Source organism: Xanthovirga aplysinae (assembly GCF_009711365.1).
GTDB classification, from domain to species: domain Bacteria; phylum Bacteroidota; class Bacteroidia; order Cytophagales; family Cyclobacteriaceae; genus Xanthovirga; species Xanthovirga aplysinae.
The window spans coordinates 1-16,094 of the sequence record NZ_SMMB01001264.1 but is presented as its reverse complement, the minus strand read 5'-3'; the positions used below and the strand labels follow the sequence as shown (position 1 = coordinate 16,094).

The following is a 16,094-nucleotide window of genomic DNA, read 5'->3' as shown; positions in this document are numbered from 1 at the left end:
CATTGACAAAATTATAAACTATTAGTCTAAAATGGTCCTAATCATTTTCTCGACTAGAGATAGGAACATACTTTTCTGAAAAGAATATCATTTTAAAATCTAGCGCTGTGCTTTATATTTCTAAACAACAACTTTAACTCAAAGGAAAATCTCATTTAAAGCACCTTGATAAATACTACTATTAAGCCACTTTTTTCATCTTTCCTCCAATATTGTTCTCCATGAATTCACGAATAAGCTTTGTAATCTGTATACCCTCTTCCTCCAATGCAAAGTGTCCCGTATCCAATAGATGGAATTTCAAATTTCTCAAATCTCGCTTGTAAGGATGAGCCCCTTCTGCCGGAAATATGTAATCATTTTTTCCCCAAACAATCAAGGCTGGTGGTTGATGTTCCCGAAATTTAGCTTGCCAATTGGGGTATAAGGGGATGTTGGTTCGGTAATCATAAAATAAGGCCAATTGGATCTCTGGATTTTCAGGACGATCCAAATGGTGCCGATCTATAATCCAGTTATCTGGACTAATATTTGATTCAGCTTTTACACCATGGGTATATTGCCATTTTACACCTTTTGGAGAAATAAATTCTTTCAGAGGCTCGGCATTTGCAGGAGTTCTGTCTTTCCAATAGGCTTTTATAGGGTCCCAAAACTCTTTTAGGCCTTCTTCATAAGCATTCCCATTCTGAATAATCAGACCTTGCACCTTTTCAGGATTTTTAGCAAATAATCGGTAGCCAACTGGCGCTCCATAATCCATAACATACAAACTATATTTTTGGATTTTGAGCTTTTCCAACAAAAGACCAATCAACCGCGAAAAATTATCAAAGGAATAATCAAATTCACTGATTGGTGGTTGTTCGCTATACCCAAAGCCTGGATAATCAGGAGCAATGATATGGTATTCATTTGCTAAGGCAGGGATCAAATCACGAAACATATGAGAAGAGGTGGGAAATCCATGTAAAAGCAGTAAAGTAGGGGCATTCGAAGCACCTGCTTCCCGGTAAAAAATCTTTACTCCATCTAACTCCACATTCTGGTATTTGACAGCTCCCCAGTTTGATTTTCTTATTTCCATTTTGATTTTTTTTGATTACAACTGGAAACTGGCAGAATTAATTCCCTATGATAAATGATTAGTACATTAACCATTGAAAGTTAATTCCCAAATTAAAATACAAGAACATTAAAAGGGGATTTCTTTGCTTTCAAAGGTTCTTCCCTAGCTTCTTAGCCTTATCAGTATCTGCACCTTTATTATTAAATCTGATTCATTTATTTTTCCCGTTTTCTAAAATGAATTGGGTTAAAGGATTATTTTCTTGTCCAAGTTTGTGCACTATTTGATAATGATTCAATTTTTCATATTCATAGTAATGAAGGAAATTTAACGATTGATTTTTATTGAATAAGGATTTTGATTGTTCAATAAAAAAATCCGTCTCACCTGAGCCTACACTTAATAGTGTAGGACAATTTACAATGGATAGGTCTTTCCTTATAGGACTGTAGGATTTTACATCATTATTACTCAAATGTAACTCCTCATTAAGGAAGCTGTTTTTTATAGGTTCTAAATCAAATATTCCACTAAGACTACAAATTGCTTGAATACTAGACCTTATATTTTCATCCATTAGATAAGCCATCAACGCCAAATGACCACCTGCAGAATGTCCAGAAAGGGTAATAGCTTGAGGGTTTCCGTTGTATCGAATGGCTTCTCTTTGAATCAAACTTATGGCATCCCTAATATCATCTAAGACGTCTTCCATATTTACCATTGGAATAAGTCTATAATTAATTACACAGACCGTAAAATTATTCTTCACAAAAGGCTCTGCTATAAAACTATAGCTCCTTTTATCTAAGGCGCGCCAATATCCACCATGTATGAATATTAAAATAGGAGAATTGCTAATTTTCGAAGGGAAGATATCGAGTCCCTGAAGTGCTGACATTCCATATTTTTGATCCAAATAACAGTTATATTGATTCCTGACTCTTTTTGATTCATCTTCATTAAAATCCAAAAAATTCTGATAGTCGGGATGACGTAGACGAAGATTTAATTGATTACTCAGTGTCATCATTTTTTAATCGTTTAAAAGACTTTTTTGTACGGACATTATTAACCATTCATTTTCTTACCTAAAGCTAATATTAGTTTTAAATAAGTCGGTCTGTTAATTAATGACTTATTAAATAGCCTTTCAAATTTAGGATATGCAATCGGAAATCTATAGCCCAAAACTAAAAGTCTTCATTTCTACTGCAGGGCAACAGAATAAAATAGCGGCTTAAAGCCACTGCACTTTTAAACCGCTATTTAACTCCTCTTAAACTTCCTCACCTCCTATCCCTAATCACCATGCTGAATCCAATTCTTTCCTAAACATAACTAATCCATAATAGGCTTATTTGTGCTAATCGCAATTCTGTTCCAAGCATTAATAGTTGTTATTGCCATTATAATCTGCGAAAAATAATGCTGATCAAATTTTTCAATTGCTTTTTGATATGTTCGGGTAGTCAATCCATTGAGATGAATCATGGTTACTTCTTCAGTAACTTGCAATATTATTTTTTCCTCTTCCGTAAATAAATCGGATTCCTGCCAGGCATTCAGTAAAAAAATACGTTGTTCATCCTCACCATTTTTTAAAGCTTCTTTGGTATGCATATCTATGCAAAAGGCACATCTATTTATTTGTGAAGCTCTAATTTTTAAGAGATCCTTATGAGATTGGCTCAATTGGCTTTGTTGTAAATAATTTTCCAGGGCATACATAGCTTTATACGCTTCTGGTTCTGCTACATCAATCTGAATTCTACTTTCCATTTTTGTAAAGTTTTAGTTTGAAGCAAAAATATTTACAACTTTGCAAAAAATACTTAAACTGGTTTAAGAACACTTTTTGTTCCTAATTTCACTTTCATATTCTGGGGTTAGTCCTAAAAAGCGGCAATCAAATATTGCGGGACTCTTTGTGCAAATTCAGGAAAGTGTTTGATAAAATGAAGGTAGATTTCTTCTTTAGAAAAGTCGTAAAAATATTTTATCCTCTTTTGAGAAGAACGGTATTCGATTTGGTAGATTGTCCTAAAAAATTTTCCAAGTTTGGGAAATTGACTTAACAATTTCTCCTCTTTAGCAAACGAAATGGCAAGAATGTGGGTGTCTTCAATAGGCTGAATTTAAAAATCGGCATTGGCTCTCTTGTAATAAACCAAATAATCTGTCAATCACCAATTTTAATTGCAAATTGAACGATAAGTTTAGTTCCTTTATCGATAATAAAATCAAACCCCAACTGTTAGCCTATACAAAATACCCCTACACCTCCCCTACAGCAGCAATTTTTAAATAAAAATCAGGGTTGCATTCCATCCTATTGATAGCTGTAAATTAATTTTTTCTTTTGTAATGACTTTGCACAAGCTCATTTAAAAATACTTCTGTTCCTACATGTTCAAACTCCAATTCTTTGGGGAGTTCGGAAAATAAAGGAGCTCCTCCTCCCAATAACACTGGAATTGTTGTAATAATGAGGTCGTCAATCAAATCTTCCCTTAGAAAACTTTGAATGGTTGCTCCTCCATCAATATAAAGTCTATGATACCCATTTTGATGGATTTGATCTAGTATCTCTCCTAAAGAGCCTTTTACCAATTCTGCTTTGTCTTTAAATTCTTCTGGAATTGCCATTAAGGTTTTACTTAAGACAAAAACCGGATTGGGATAAGGCCAATCACCATCGAAGCCACATACTGTTTCAAAAGTTCTACGACCCATTATTAAAGCATCCATTTGTTTAATAAACTTTCCATATCCTGCATCTTCATGTTCAGGATTTGGGATAACATTAAGCCAATCCAGCCCGCCATTCCTGTCAGAAATATAACCATCCAAACTCCTTGCAATAAATACCATGTTTTTCTTATCCATATCCGTAAATTTTAAGAATCAGACTACAAAGTAGGTAAAATGAAAGGTATCAAAATTGTACAGAATTTACCTTATCCATTTTTTCAAATTCTTTCGGTGTGCAACCACAAAACTTTTTAAATATTTTTATGAAGTGAGACTGGTCGTAAAAACCGGCATCTAAGCCGACATCAATTAGTTTGACAGATTTCTTGTTTTGAAGCAATTGAATAGCTGTATTTACTTTCCTAAGCTTTATATAATCGCCTGGGGTTAACAAATAATATTTTTTAAACTTTTGAATAAAACTCTTCCGAGAAATGGATATGGATTGATTGAATTTTTGAAGTGCGCCCCTCTCCAGTAAATTAGATGAAACATAGTTTTCAAATTTAGCCAGGTCAACATCTACTCCAAACTTGCTAAATAATTTCAGCACATGTTTCTCTACCCCTTCAAAATCAGGACAATCCCTTACAAAAAGATGCTCATAAAGAATCTCTGACATGCGATCCATAGTACGGGTCCCGAAATTGTCTATCAATAGGCCATAACAGAAAGGTTTTAGAATTAACCCCACACTACCGTAAATTCCCGAAATTTTAGTTTGAAATGGTGCTGTTTTTAATCCTGATAAGATTTGATGGTCATTTTTATTAATAAAGTTATCTATATGTTGCCCATAAACCCGAAAATCATCACCATAATTAAAAATCAGCTCTGTGAACAGTGCAGCATGATGACTCCCCACCAAATCTAAGTTTGAGGCCTTCCCTATCCAAATGAAATCAACAAATTGGTTTAGAGGATATTTTGGTCTATATGAATTTTCCTTAATCAATGTTTTATCAATGCTTTCTCTTTGAGGTCATTTTTGCATAAATAGTTACGTTTTGGTTAACACCTGGTTTAAAGACGTTAATTTTGGTTAGCAACTTTTCTTCCCACAAATCTAATTACAGACCCCCTTCCAATATGATTTTTCCCTTCATTTAATTGAATTTCCTCTTCCTGTAGCCTTATTTTTTCATAATTCTCAAAATCTGTCATTATTTCTGCTTCAGAAAACAACATATCTTTCCCCATTCGGCCTCCAACTTTCGGATTTAGTTTGTAATAATTTAGGTGCTTTTTACTAAATGCTTCAAAAATAATAATGCCACCAGGCTTGAGATAATCATTTAGCTTTTTATGAAATATTGATTTCTTTTCAGCTGAAAAATGTGCAAAAACCAATCCAACGACATCAAATGATTCTCTTTCAAATTGAAGTTGATCAAAATCTCCAACCCTATAGTCAAGGGTAACACCCTTTTCTTTAGCCAATTGAAATGCCTTTGTTCGCCCTTCTACACTTAAGTCAAATGATGTGACTTTCCATCCCATTCTTGCGGCAAACACCCCATTTCTTCCTTCACCGTCGGCTGGCATCAATATAGATCCAGGCTTAAATTTCTTCAACCATTCTTTGAAAAATAGATTAGGGTCCTTTCCATAAACGAATTCCTGATTCTTATACCTTTCATTCCATAACTCCTTCATAATAGTTTAATTTTTAAATTTCAAGGATTACCATTTGTATCTTATGGACAAAGGTATTTCCAGGAGCAATGGGAAGGATAGGACAAAAATGTAGTTTAACGGGACTTATCTGAAATTATTTCTAAATGCCTCAGGTGTATATCCGGTCTGCTTTTTAAAGAACCTGATAAAGTAGGAAATATCTTCGTAACCCAATTGATAGGCGATTTCATTTACCTGATTAGAGGTTGCCAGAAGGTACCTTTTAGACTCTAAAATAATATGGTCATTGATAATTACCGAACTGGTTTTACCTAGGGTTGTCTTAGTGATAGCATTAAGCTGAAAAGGAGAAAGATTCAATAGATCTGCATATTGAGATACCTGCTTATATTTGGAACTGTGCTTCTCTAGAAGTTCTAAAAATTCCTCAAGCCGTTCCTGCTTGTAAAGAGAGGTACTATTCGAGGGACTTTCACTAATCTGCCGAATTAGTTCAATAATTATAATACCTAAATTTGCTATAATGACGGATTCATACCCTTCTTGTTGGACGGTATATTCCCGAAAGATAAAATCTAATACGGCCTGTACCGTAGTAAATCTTGTAGCATCCAATGGATAATGATTTACATTACTTGCTTTTCGTAATCGTTCATTGAATACCTTGTCATGAGGATAAAAGATGTCAGCCTTAAATGCCATCAGGAAACCTGTACTTCCGGATTTCAGTGTGAGCCGATGAACCTGACCTGGTCTTAGAAAATAAACAGAATGGTCACAAACTTCGTAGGATATAAAGTCTATCTCGTGATTTCCCTTTCCTTTTTGCAAAGCTAAAACAAAAAAGAAATCATGTCTGTGAAGCTCCTGAATCATATCTTTCCCACCAAGTAAGGGCCGAATATCTCTTATATTAAAGCTATTAGAAAAATTTTGCTCTTTCTGATATTCCTTAATATCCCTTATTGGAATGTTTTCCATTTTAATTTAATTCAGACTAACATCCTACAATGTTGAGTGGAAACTAGAATGCACTAATCTTCACTTGAATCTATCCCTTTTTTAAATCTATTAGAGTTAACAGCCATCCCAGGCACCAGCAAATCTTCGTTACTTCCCCTGTTCATAAATGCTGTTAAAAGCTTATTTTTTTCTTTTCCACCTAACTCCAAGTTTTCGAATAAGATATATTCCCCCAATGAATAAAATTACAAAGGGCCACAGGGTTGTTAATGTGATAAGAAATGAAAGGAAACCTTGCCATCCTTTATCCAACGCACTAAGAATTCTTGCTCCAAAACCCTTACGTTTTGCAGAGTCATATACATAAGGTAAGATTTCGTAGAACGATAGGTTGATGGTGCTAAAATTTACTTGTTTGCTTAAATATCTAAATTGCCCTTCTAACCGCTCAATATCAATTCTCACCTGATTCAGATTTTTTTCTATTTCCAGAATATCCTTAATTGAAGAGGCTTTTTTTAGTAGTTCGAGATATCTCTTTTCAAGTTCCTTTTTGTTCTTAATCCTAGTCTTTAGATCATAGTAGCGTTCAGTGACATCCTCTATATTCGAATACTTACTATCTAAGCGAAAAGGAAGAGTTGAAAGTGATGAATACAGTGAATCATAAACGCTTGCCGGGACTCGAATTGTTAGATTATAGTTTATTCGTTGGGAAGATTTCGATTGATTTTCATTCTCGATATATGAATTATACTGGGGCAATAGCTCACGGATTTTTTTGTAGTCTTCTTCAATATTTTCAGATTGGAAATGGATCCCACCAGTTTTAATTACCTTTTTTGTTATCTGTTCGGTATCTGTTGCTTTATTAAGCAAAGGTGCCTGCATTGTTGCCGGAATTTCATGGACCTCTTCGTACTCCTCACTCACCTCGACCATATACATTTTCTCCTCTGCATTTTGACAGGCTGCAGAAAAAAATAATATTAACAATAGGAAAAGTATTCTCATTCGAAAAAATATTTTATCATAGCACCTAACGACTCAAATTAAATTGCCTACCAAATATAGTAATTTGTTAGAACTATCACTTTCTCATGCATTATTCCAAAGATGAATTCTCCCTCATTCCACATTCCATAGCATTAATCCAAGACCTCTCTCATGAAATTTTGAAGCAAAAAACTCCTTATATCCAATAAGTTAATGTACTTAATCCATTTTTTTCAAGCCATATGGGTTACCGTTTCTCAGATTTGGGTCAAAAATTAAAGTCAGGTAGATCAACTGCTTCCTTTTATTTGTATTATCTAAAACCTGCCTTTTGTAACAGCTAATTATTACAGCATAAAAATAATTATTTCCATAGTTCAAATCAGCTAATTGGTGCTTCAGACCATTCAAATTTGGTTTACTGACTACTAGAATACCTGCTTAATTTCAGATATGCTTTCTATTTTTCTTTTCAAACACATAAACTAATTTTCGGTGCTCTTCGTTAATTTGGCTGTAAATCGTCTTTTCAAATAGCGGGCCTTGATAATTAAATTGGAAAGTTGATTGGTTTACACGGAGAATGAGGGATTAATTTTCAATGGATACTAGCTGTTTTAAAAAGTCTTTTTTAAAAGTCAGCCGAACTTTTTAAGATGGTAATCCCATTTAGCACTGCTTCACCAATAAAGATGAAAAAGGAAAATGGGAACCCTAAAGAATTCCTAAATCATCCTTTTCCGAAAAATAGCCGAAATGGTAGTCATTTTTATTTAACCATTCACCATTTGTCTGGGATGCACTAACAAATGCATTAAAGCTAGGAGTGGATAGGCTTAACAAACTTTACTTGGAGAATTATGAGTAGTAGTGCAAAATATCATGCACCTACTTGCCTGTATAAACAACTATATATACTTTTGCATCCTGATGAAAAAGTTTATAATTTTAGTAAGATTTATCTTGTGCTTCCTGCTTTTGAGCGGGTATAGTGAACTGTATGCTCATTCAGTCCAGGATAATAATTGCTATTCTTCAATAAAAAATCATCAAAGGTTTGAGGGCACTAGCTTTGGCATTCCACAAAATTGTCAAGATTTAACCATTAAGTCCGGCCTAACTGGTAAAGAGATAGACATTAATAAATTAAAAGCTCCTATTATTGAAGAGGGGGAAGATGAATTAATTTCTTTCCAAAAGAATTCAAACACCAATCATTATTTTACTGCTCTTTTTTACTTCCTAACCCTTATATACCTCTTCCATCTCCTTAAGAAAAGTTTACCATTCTTTAAGCATCTTTCTAATTTCTCATCTTTTAGACGACATATCCTATTCCAGGTATTCAGGCTATGAATTAAAAACCGGGGCAGCAAATTTCAATTGCTCAACTATTCATTTTATTAATTTTTCCCGGTATTCAAATAGAATAGGATAATAGAAGTACTCTGGTGTATTGTATCCTAGGTACCTCTTAAAAGATCGTCAAAAAAACCGTATTATTCCAAATGCAAAATTATCATGAAGAGAATTCTCATGCTCATGAACTTGTTTGCCGTGTTTTGCCGCACCAACTATAGGCTGTTCATTAGACTTTCTCTATTTCTGTGTATTTTCCTGTTGAACAGTTATAGGCCACTGAATGCTCATACAGATCAGGATAATATTTGCTATGCCCCTATAAAAAACATTAAAGGGTCTGGACATGTCAGCTATGAGCCTGTACAAGATTACCAGTCTTTTATCACTAACTCTTCATTATCGGGTCTAGAAAAAGAAATCAGCATAAATGACCTTACTGAAAACGAGATTGAGGAAGATGAATGGATTTCATTAAAAAGATATTTGAAGAGCAGTAATTACCTGGCTGATATTTTCTATGCTTTATTACTCGCATATTTCTTCCTTCACATTAAAAAAGGCTTACGTTTCAGCAGGTATTCTTCCTTTTTCTCATCTTTTAGGTCTCTGACAATCGGATTCTGTGTATTCAGAATATGATTTAAAAACCTAAACAGGCAATCCGAAATTGCCTGGCCTTCCATTCTATAATTTTTATTACCCTGTGGCAAAAAGCTTTAGGCCAAGAGGGAAACGCAGGTGTTTTTGGTTATACGCACCTCATAAAAAATATCATCAAAATCGTATCATTTTAAAAAGCAAAATTATCATGAAGAGAATTTTCATGCTCATGAGTTTGTGTGCCTTATTGTACCAAACAAGCTGTACATCAAAAGCAGAAGATATAAAAGAAAGTGAATCCAAACTTGTGGTGAGCAGCCCAGTAAGAATGGACACTACCATTACTAAAGACTACGTAGGTCAAATTCGTTCCATACGTCATATTGAATTAAGAACTCAGGAAAAAGGCTACTTACAAAAGTTTTTTGTAGACGAAGGACAATTTGTAAAAAAAGGGCAACTACTTTTTCAAATCATGCCCATTCTTTACCAAGCCGAGCAAAAAAAGGCCCAGGCTGAGGTCAATTTTGCGGAAATTGAATACCAAAATACCAAGTCACTTGCAGATAACAATATTGTAGCACCAAATGAATTAGCTATGGCTAAAGCCAAGTATGACAAGGCTAAAGCTAAATTGGCTTTAGCTCAAGTGCATTTGCAATTTACAGAGATAAGAGCCCCCTTTGATGGCATCATTGGCCGATTCCTTGTAAGACCAGGAAGCCTGGTTGATGAGGGAGAATTGCTTACCGAACTTTCCGACAATAGCAAAATGTGGGTCTATTATAATGTTCCGGAAGCGGAATACCTCGATTATCAAAATGAGGCAAATAAAGACAGCTCCATGAATGTGAACTTGTTAATGGCCAATAATAAGCAGTTCGAATTTCCAGGTGTGGTGGAAACCATTGAAGCTGACTTTAACAATGAAACAGGGAACATCGCATTTAGAGCCACATTTCCAAACCCAAAAGGACTATTAAGGCATGGAGAAACAGGGAATATACTAATGGGAGTGCCCCTTAAAAATGCACTGCTAATCCCACAGAAAGCAACCTTCGAAATCCTGGACAAAAAGTATGTCTTTGTGGTGGATAAAGATAATTTAGTGAATTCAAGAGAAATCTCGGTAGGTGCGGAAATGGAAGACCTGTATGCCGTGAGCGAAGGCTTAGCAGAAAATGAGAAGATACTTCTTGAAGGTTTGCGAAAGGTAAGAGATCATGACAAGATAGTCTACAATTACCAACAGCCTGAGAGGGTCATCTCCCATTTAAAACTATACACGGAATAATTTGAATATTAAAGAGCAAAAAGATGTTTAATAAATTCATGCAAAGGCCAGTCCTTTCGATAGTGTTATCCATTATCATTATCCTCATGGGCGTACTGGCCATCAAAACCCTTCCGATATCGCAGTTTCCTGATATTGCACCTCCAAGGGTAGTAGTTAGTGTAGCCTACCCAGGAGCTAGTGCTGATGTGCTGGTGAAATCTGTGCTCATTCCGATGGAAAAGTCCATTAACGGTACACCAGGCATGAAGTACATGACTTCAGATGCCACAAGTGCTGGAGAGGCCACCATACAAGTGGTTTTTGATTTAGGCACTGACCCTAACCAGAATGTCGTTAATGTGAAAAATCGCATTGAACAGGTGACCAATAGGCTACCCGAACTGGTACAACGTGAAGGGATAGTGGTGAACTATACGGTCCCTAACATGTTGATGTATGTTAACCTCTACAGTACGGACCCTAATGCCGATCAAAAGTTTCTTTACAATTATGCGAATGTGAACATTGTAAATGAACTATTGCGGCTAAATGGGGTAGGAAGTGCCCAAATCCTTGGTAGCCGCCAATACGCCATGCGTATTTGGTTGAAACCAGATCGTATGCGTGCCTATAACGTCTCAACAGATGAAGTAATGGAGGCCCTGGAGGAACAAAGCATCATAGGATCCCCAGGTAGATTAGGTAGAAGTGACGGTAAGCAATCTCAATCTCTTGAATACGTTCTGACCTATCCGGGAAGATTTAATGAAACCAACCAATATGAAGATGTTATTATTCGGGCCAATTCGGATGGTGAAATTCTTCACTTGAAAGATGTGGCAGATGTAGAGCTGGGAAGTGAATTCTATGATATTTATTCCAACATGGATAACCATCCCTCTGCTGCTATCACCTTGAAGCAGACTTATGGAAGTAATGCCAGCGAGGTAATAGACGAAGTAAAAGCTAAATTAGAGGAAATTAAAGCCAGCTCTTTCCCTCCTGGAATGGATTATCAGATCAGTTACGATGTTTCCAATTTCCTGGATGCCTCTATTGAAAAAGTGGTGCATACATTAGGAGAAGCCTTCGTTCTGGTGGCATTGGTGGTATTCCTCTTTCTGGGCGACTGGCGCTCCACCCTTATTCCAACCCTTGCTGTTCCTGTATCGCTGATTGGCACCTTTATTTTCATGCAATTTTTTGGACTTACCATAAACCTGATCACCTTGTTTGCATTGGTACTGGCTATTGGTATAGTAGTGGATAATGCGATAGTGGTAGTAGAGGCAGTACACGCCAAGATGGAGGAGGAACACCTTTCCCCATTTAAGGCCACTAAAAAAGTACTGAATGAAATCAGTGGTGCTATCATTGCCATCACCTTGGTAATGGCTGCCGTATTTATCCCAGTTGCATTTATGTCAGGACCAGTAGGTATATTCTACAGGCAGTTTTCCATTACCATGACCACCTCTATTATCCTTTCAGGGGTTGTAGCCCTTACCTTAACACCGGTTCTTTGTGCCATGCTATTGAAGAATACACATGGACAACCAAAGAAAAAAACTCCACTTAATAGATTCCTCAACAGTTTTAACAGAGGATTCGAAAAGCTTACCGGAAAATACACAGGACTGCTAAAAACTATCGTGAATCGGAGAATGGTCACTTTCGGCTTGTTGGTTGCCTTCTGTGTGGGAATATGGGTAACATCAAATAACCTTCCTGCAGGCTTTATCCCCGCTGAGGATCAGGGAATGATTTATGCCATTATTCAAACCCCACCAGGCTCCACCCTGGAAAGAACCAATGATATGGCTCGGGAACTGCAAGAGATTGCCGAGGAGGTGGATGGGATACAATCTGTTTCCGCACTGGCGGGTTATGAAGTACTAACCGAAGGAAGAGGTTCTAACGCAGGAACCTGTCTGATAAACCTGAAAAATTGGTCAGATCGGGAGCAATCAGTAGATGAAATCATTGAGAAGTTGGAAGAAAAAACCCGTGATATTTCGGGAGCGACCATAGAATTCTTCCAGCCACCAGCCGTGCCAGGATACGGAGCGGCAGGAGGTTTTTCATTGCTCCTTTTAGATAAAACCAACACCGGTGATTACAAAGAATTTGAAAAAGTGAACAATGAATTTATGGATGCCCTGAATAAACGTAAAGAATTGACTGGTTTATTCACCTTTTTCGCAGCCAATTATCCTCAATATGAGTTAGAGATTGACAACAAAGCGGCGATGCAAAAAGGCGTTTCCATCGGTAAAGCCATGGACAACCTATCAGTTTTGATAGGAAGTAGCTATGAACTCGGCTTTATCAGATTTGGTACTTTTTACAAAGTATACGTTCAAGCAGCACCTCAATACAGGAGGTTACCTGACGACCTTTTGAAACTATACGTAAAAAATGACCACGACGAGATGGTTCCCTATTCGTCTTTCATGAAAGTAATAAAGACACAGGGGCTCAATGAAATTAGCAGGTACAATATGTACACCACATCGTCAATCAATGGCTCCCCTGCAGCAGGATATAGTAGTGGTGAAGCCATCAAAGCCATACAAGAGGTAGCGGCAATAACATTGCCACGGGGATATGATATAGACTGGGCAGGTTTGGCAAAAGATGAAGTGGCTCGAGGAAACGAATCCATCTATATCTTCCTCATCGTTTTGGTCTTTGTCTATTTGATTCTTGCGGCTCAATACGAAAGCTTTTTATTGCCTTTGTCGGTGGTACTTTCTCTGCCTGCAGGGGTTTTCGGAGCATTTATCTTGCTCAAGTTTATGGGATTGGACAACGATATTTACGCACAAGTCGGCCTGGTGATGTTGGTAGGATTGTTAGGAAAAAATGCCGTGCTAATCGTGGAGTTTGCGGTTCAGAAACAGCAAGAGGGAGCATCCATCCTCAATGCAGCCATTGAAGGTGCTAAGGAACGTTTTCGTCCTATCTTAATGACCTCTTTTGCATTTATTGCGGGTTTGATTCCATTGGTTTTTGCCACCGGCCCAGGGGCCATTGGGAACCGTACCATTGGTACCGCTTCTGCCGGAGGGATGCTTTTTGGAACAATTTTCGGCGTAATCATTGTCCCTGGCTTGTACTATATATTTGCCAAATTAGCAGAAGGCCGGCACCTCATTAAAGATGAAGATGAAGTTCCATTATCTGAAGAGCTCCCATAAAGCAACAGCTTCACTCCATGGATACTAAAAGGGCAATGGGAGTCCTTTAGAACTATTAAATCAATCTTTTTCTAAAGAATTTGAGCACCATGTATAAAAAAATAATATATAAATGTTTAGGAGTTGCCAGTATAGCATTGATTTTCTCGGCTTGTAAAACTCCTAACTTAGTAGGAAAAAAAGCGAATACCGATGTACCTGGGAGTTATAACAACTCCCAGGACACTACCAATACGGCAAAGGTAAGTTGGAAGGATTACTTCACCGATCCAAACCTAAATGCTCTGATTGAAACGGCCCTGGAGAACAATCAGGAATTGAACATCACTTTGCAGGAAATTCAGATCGCCAGAAACGAGGTAAAAGTCAAAAAAGGAGAATACTTACCATTTGTGAATATCAAAGCCGGGGCTGGTTTTGATAAACCTGGCCGGTACACCAGCCAAGGGGCACTGGAGGCAAACAATGATATTAAACCGGGAACAGAGTTTCCTGACCCTTTGCCAGATTATTTGGTAGGTGTCAATGCCACATGGGAAATAGATATATGGCATAAACTTCGAAATGCGAAAAAAGCTGCCCTAAAGCGGTACCTGGCTACCGTTGAAGGGAAAAACTTTATGGTTACTAACCTGATTTCCGAACTGGCTAATTCTTATTACGAATTACTGGCACTCGATAATCAGCTGGACATCATTAATCAGAACATTGAGATTCAGAGCAATGCTCTTAAAATAGTAAAACTTCAAAAAGAAGCTACAAGGGTTACGGAACTGGCTGTACGTAAATTTAATGCAGAATTGCTCCACACTAAAAGTCTTCAATACGAAACCCAGCAAAAGATCATTCAAACTGAGAACCAGATTAATTTTCTTGTGGGCAGGTTTCCACAAACTGTTTCAAGGAGTTCAAAAGTTTTCAGCGATTTAGTGCCTAATACCATTCATTCGGGCATCCCTTCGCAACTATTAGAAAACCGTCCTGATATTAAACAGGCCGAACTTCAGCTGACAGCTGCCAAGCTGGATGTAAAAGTGGCCAAAGCCAGGTTTTACCCTGCTTTAGCCATTTCCGCAGATATAGCCTTCCAGGCATTTAATCCGGCATTTCTAATAAAAGCACCCGAATCATTACTTCTCTCTCTAGCAGGAGATTTAGCTGCACCACTGATCAATAAGAATGCGATAAAGGCAGCTTATTCTAGTGCCAATGCTAAGCAGATACAGGCTGTTTACAATTACGAACGGGCCATTTTAAACGCTTACATTGAAGTCAGCAATCAGCTATCAAACATCAATAACCTGGAGAAAAGTTACGATTTAAAAGAGAACCAGGTGGAGGCACTCACCCAGTCCGTGACTATTTCAAATCAACTTTTCAATTCAGCAAGGGCCGACTATATGGAAGTACTATTGACCCAACGGGATGCACTGGAAGCAAAATTTGAATTAGTGGAAACCAAAAAGCAACAAATGAATGCCATGGTCAATGTCTACCGAGCATTGGGCGGCGGCTGGAATTAATATTATGCTTACAGATTAATTAGCCTTCTTGAAAAGATAGCTTTATCCTAATTAGAGAAAAACCATTTTGCAAGCAGGTAAAATGGTTTTCTTTTTCTTTTCGGGGCTTCCCCCATCTTTTGCTTTACTGAGAGTAGAAACTAACTAATTACTTCTTCAAGTTAGTTTCTACCCTTCCTTTTTTTCTTTTTCGAAGTTTTAGCTGGTAACTTTAAAATTATGGGGACTACCATTCGAACTTTAGCTGTTTCTTCATTTTTGGATTTTTTTCTATACTTCCAATCTCCAGAAGCCTTGATAAGTCTTAATGCCTATTTATCAAGGGAAAGGTATACACCTTCATGAACTAGAACAGACTCCTACGGAATCTTCTTAAATTCATCAAAGACAAATTGAACGTTTACCTTTCCCTCAATTCCATTTTCAAAAGCATCAGAAGGATATCTAAGATTTTTACCATTTTCTTTGAAAAAAGCTTTTACTCCGCCCGGAAATTCCGGTTCAATTTCCACAATTTGAAATTTATCAGTTAAGACATCCCTCTCTTGAGCCAGAACAGAAAAGGCTAAAAAATTGTAAATAAAAACAGGATACCTATAGTTAATACAAAATGTTTAATAAACCCGAAAAATTGTAGTTACTAAATTCAATTTTCCATTATTGAGTTAAAACTCAGCTTCACTTTTAATCTCGGATTCAGAATAGTTATGACT

13 protein-coding genes are annotated in these 16,094 nt (G+C 36.8%); 4 read left to right on the top strand and 9 right to left on the bottom strand.

The window, feature by feature from the left end; genetic code table 11:
* Positions 1–181: 181 nt before the first annotated feature.
* From E1171_RS20075 to E1171_RS20040, 8 genes are all read right to left on the bottom strand, one after another.
* A complete protein-coding gene (locus E1171_RS20075) occupies positions 182–1,087 on the bottom strand; it encodes an alpha/beta fold hydrolase (RefSeq protein ID WP_155207853.1) in 906 nt (301 codons plus the stop codon).
* Positions 1,088–1,280: 193 nt separating this feature from the next.
* The gene (locus tag E1171_RS20070; protein WP_155207852.1) at positions 1,281–2,102 is read right to left on the bottom strand and encodes an alpha/beta hydrolase; all 822 of its coding nucleotides are present in this window, start codon (positions 2,100–2,102) and stop codon (positions 1,281–1,283) included.
* Between the two features lie 308 nt (positions 2,103–2,410).
* Positions 2,411–2,851 (bottom strand): carboxymuconolactone decarboxylase family protein, encoded by a 441-nt coding sequence (locus E1171_RS20065; RefSeq protein WP_155207851.1) that lies wholly within the window; start codon positions 2,849–2,851, stop codon positions 2,411–2,413.
* A 567-nt stretch (positions 2,852–3,418) separates the two neighbouring features.
* Entirely contained in the window at positions 3,419–3,958 is a 540-nt protein-coding gene (locus E1171_RS20060; RefSeq protein ID WP_155207850.1) for a dihydrofolate reductase family protein, read from the bottom strand.
* A gap of 49 nt (positions 3,959–4,007) precedes the next feature.
* Positions 4,008–4,688: a helix-turn-helix domain-containing protein gene (locus tag E1171_RS24795; protein WP_222931553.1), complete on the bottom strand. Its 681-nt coding sequence runs from the start codon at positions 4,686–4,688 to the stop codon at positions 4,008–4,010.
* 167 nt (positions 4,689–4,855) lie between these two features.
* Positions 4,856–5,479, bottom strand: a complete 624-nt coding sequence (locus E1171_RS20050) for a class I SAM-dependent methyltransferase (protein ID WP_155207848.1) — start codon at positions 5,477–5,479, stop codon at positions 4,856–4,858.
* Positions 5,480–5,584: 105 nt separating this feature from the next.
* On the bottom strand, positions 5,585–6,442 hold the full coding sequence (locus E1171_RS20045) for a helix-turn-helix domain-containing protein (protein WP_155207847.1): 858 nt from the start codon (positions 6,440–6,442) through the stop codon (positions 5,585–5,587).
* 162 nt (positions 6,443–6,604) lie between these two features.
* Positions 6,605–7,438, bottom strand: a complete 834-nt coding sequence (locus tag E1171_RS20040; protein WP_155207846.1) for a DUF4349 domain-containing protein — start codon at positions 7,436–7,438, stop codon at positions 6,605–6,607.
* A 1,503-nt stretch (positions 7,439–8,941) separates the two neighbouring features.
* Here E1171_RS20040 and E1171_RS20035 point away from each other — a divergent pair.
* The 4 genes from E1171_RS20035 to E1171_RS20020 all read left to right on the top strand — a co-directional run bounded on the left by E1171_RS20035 (position 8,942) and on the right by E1171_RS20020 (position 15,381).
* Positions 8,942–9,421: a hypothetical protein gene (locus tag E1171_RS20035; RefSeq protein WP_155207845.1), complete on the top strand. Its 480-nt coding sequence runs from the start codon at positions 8,942–8,944 to the stop codon at positions 9,419–9,421.
* Between the two features lie 169 nt (positions 9,422–9,590).
* Positions 9,591–10,676, top strand: coding sequence for an efflux RND transporter periplasmic adaptor subunit (locus E1171_RS20030; RefSeq protein ID WP_155207844.1), 1,086 nt, complete (start codon positions 9,591–9,593; stop codon positions 10,674–10,676).
* Between the two features lie 23 nt (positions 10,677–10,699).
* Positions 10,700–13,858 (top strand): efflux RND transporter permease subunit, encoded by a 3,159-nt coding sequence (locus E1171_RS20025; protein ID WP_155207843.1) that lies wholly within the window; start codon positions 10,700–10,702, stop codon positions 13,856–13,858.
* 89 nt (positions 13,859–13,947) lie between these two features.
* The gene (locus E1171_RS20020) at positions 13,948–15,381 is read left to right on the top strand and encodes a TolC family protein (RefSeq protein ID WP_155207842.1); all 1,434 of its coding nucleotides are present in this window, start codon (positions 13,948–13,950) and stop codon (positions 15,379–15,381) included.
* Between the two features lie 359 nt (positions 15,382–15,740).
* Here the strand turns inward: E1171_RS20020 and E1171_RS20015 are convergent, their stop codons facing one another.
* Positions 15,741–15,893, bottom strand: coding sequence for a hypothetical protein (locus tag E1171_RS20015; RefSeq protein ID WP_155207841.1), 153 nt, complete (start codon positions 15,891–15,893; stop codon positions 15,741–15,743).
* Positions 15,894–16,094: the final 201 nt, after the last annotated feature.

Excerpts from the sequence above, each read along its gene's own strand:
- E1171_RS20060 (WP_155207850.1), bottom strand. The coding sequence starts at position 3,958 with ATGGATAAGAAAAACATGGTATTTATTGCAAGGAGTTTGGATGGTTAT.
- E1171_RS20020 (WP_155207842.1), top strand. The coding sequence starts at position 13,948 with ATGTATAAAAAAATAATATATAAATGTTTAGGAGTTGCCAGTATAGCA.
- E1171_RS20045 (WP_155207847.1), bottom strand. The coding sequence starts at position 6,442 with ATGGAAAACATTCCAATAAGGGATATTAAGGAATATCAGAAAGAGCAA.
- E1171_RS20040 (WP_155207846.1), bottom strand. The coding sequence starts at position 7,438 with ATGAGAATACTTTTCCTATTGTTAATATTATTTTTTTCTGCAGCCTGT.
- E1171_RS20070 (WP_155207852.1), bottom strand. The coding sequence starts at position 2,102 with ATGATGACACTGAGTAATCAATTAAATCTTCGTCTACGTCATCCCGAC.
- E1171_RS20075 (WP_155207853.1), bottom strand. The coding sequence starts at position 1,087 with ATGGAAATAAGAAAATCAAACTGGGGAGCTGTCAAATACCAGAATGTG.
- E1171_RS20030 (WP_155207844.1), top strand. The coding sequence starts at position 9,591 with ATGAAGAGAATTTTCATGCTCATGAGTTTGTGTGCCTTATTGTACCAA.
- E1171_RS20065 (WP_155207851.1), bottom strand. The coding sequence starts at position 2,851 with ATGGAAAGTAGAATTCAGATTGATGTAGCAGAACCAGAAGCGTATAAA.
- E1171_RS20050 (WP_155207848.1), bottom strand. The coding sequence starts at position 5,479 with ATGAAGGAGTTATGGAATGAAAGGTATAAGAATCAGGAATTCGTTTAT.
- E1171_RS20035 (WP_155207845.1), top strand. The coding sequence starts at position 8,942 with ATGAAGAGAATTCTCATGCTCATGAACTTGTTTGCCGTGTTTTGCCGC.
- E1171_RS20025 (WP_155207843.1), top strand. The coding sequence starts at position 10,700 with ATGTTTAATAAATTCATGCAAAGGCCAGTCCTTTCGATAGTGTTATCC.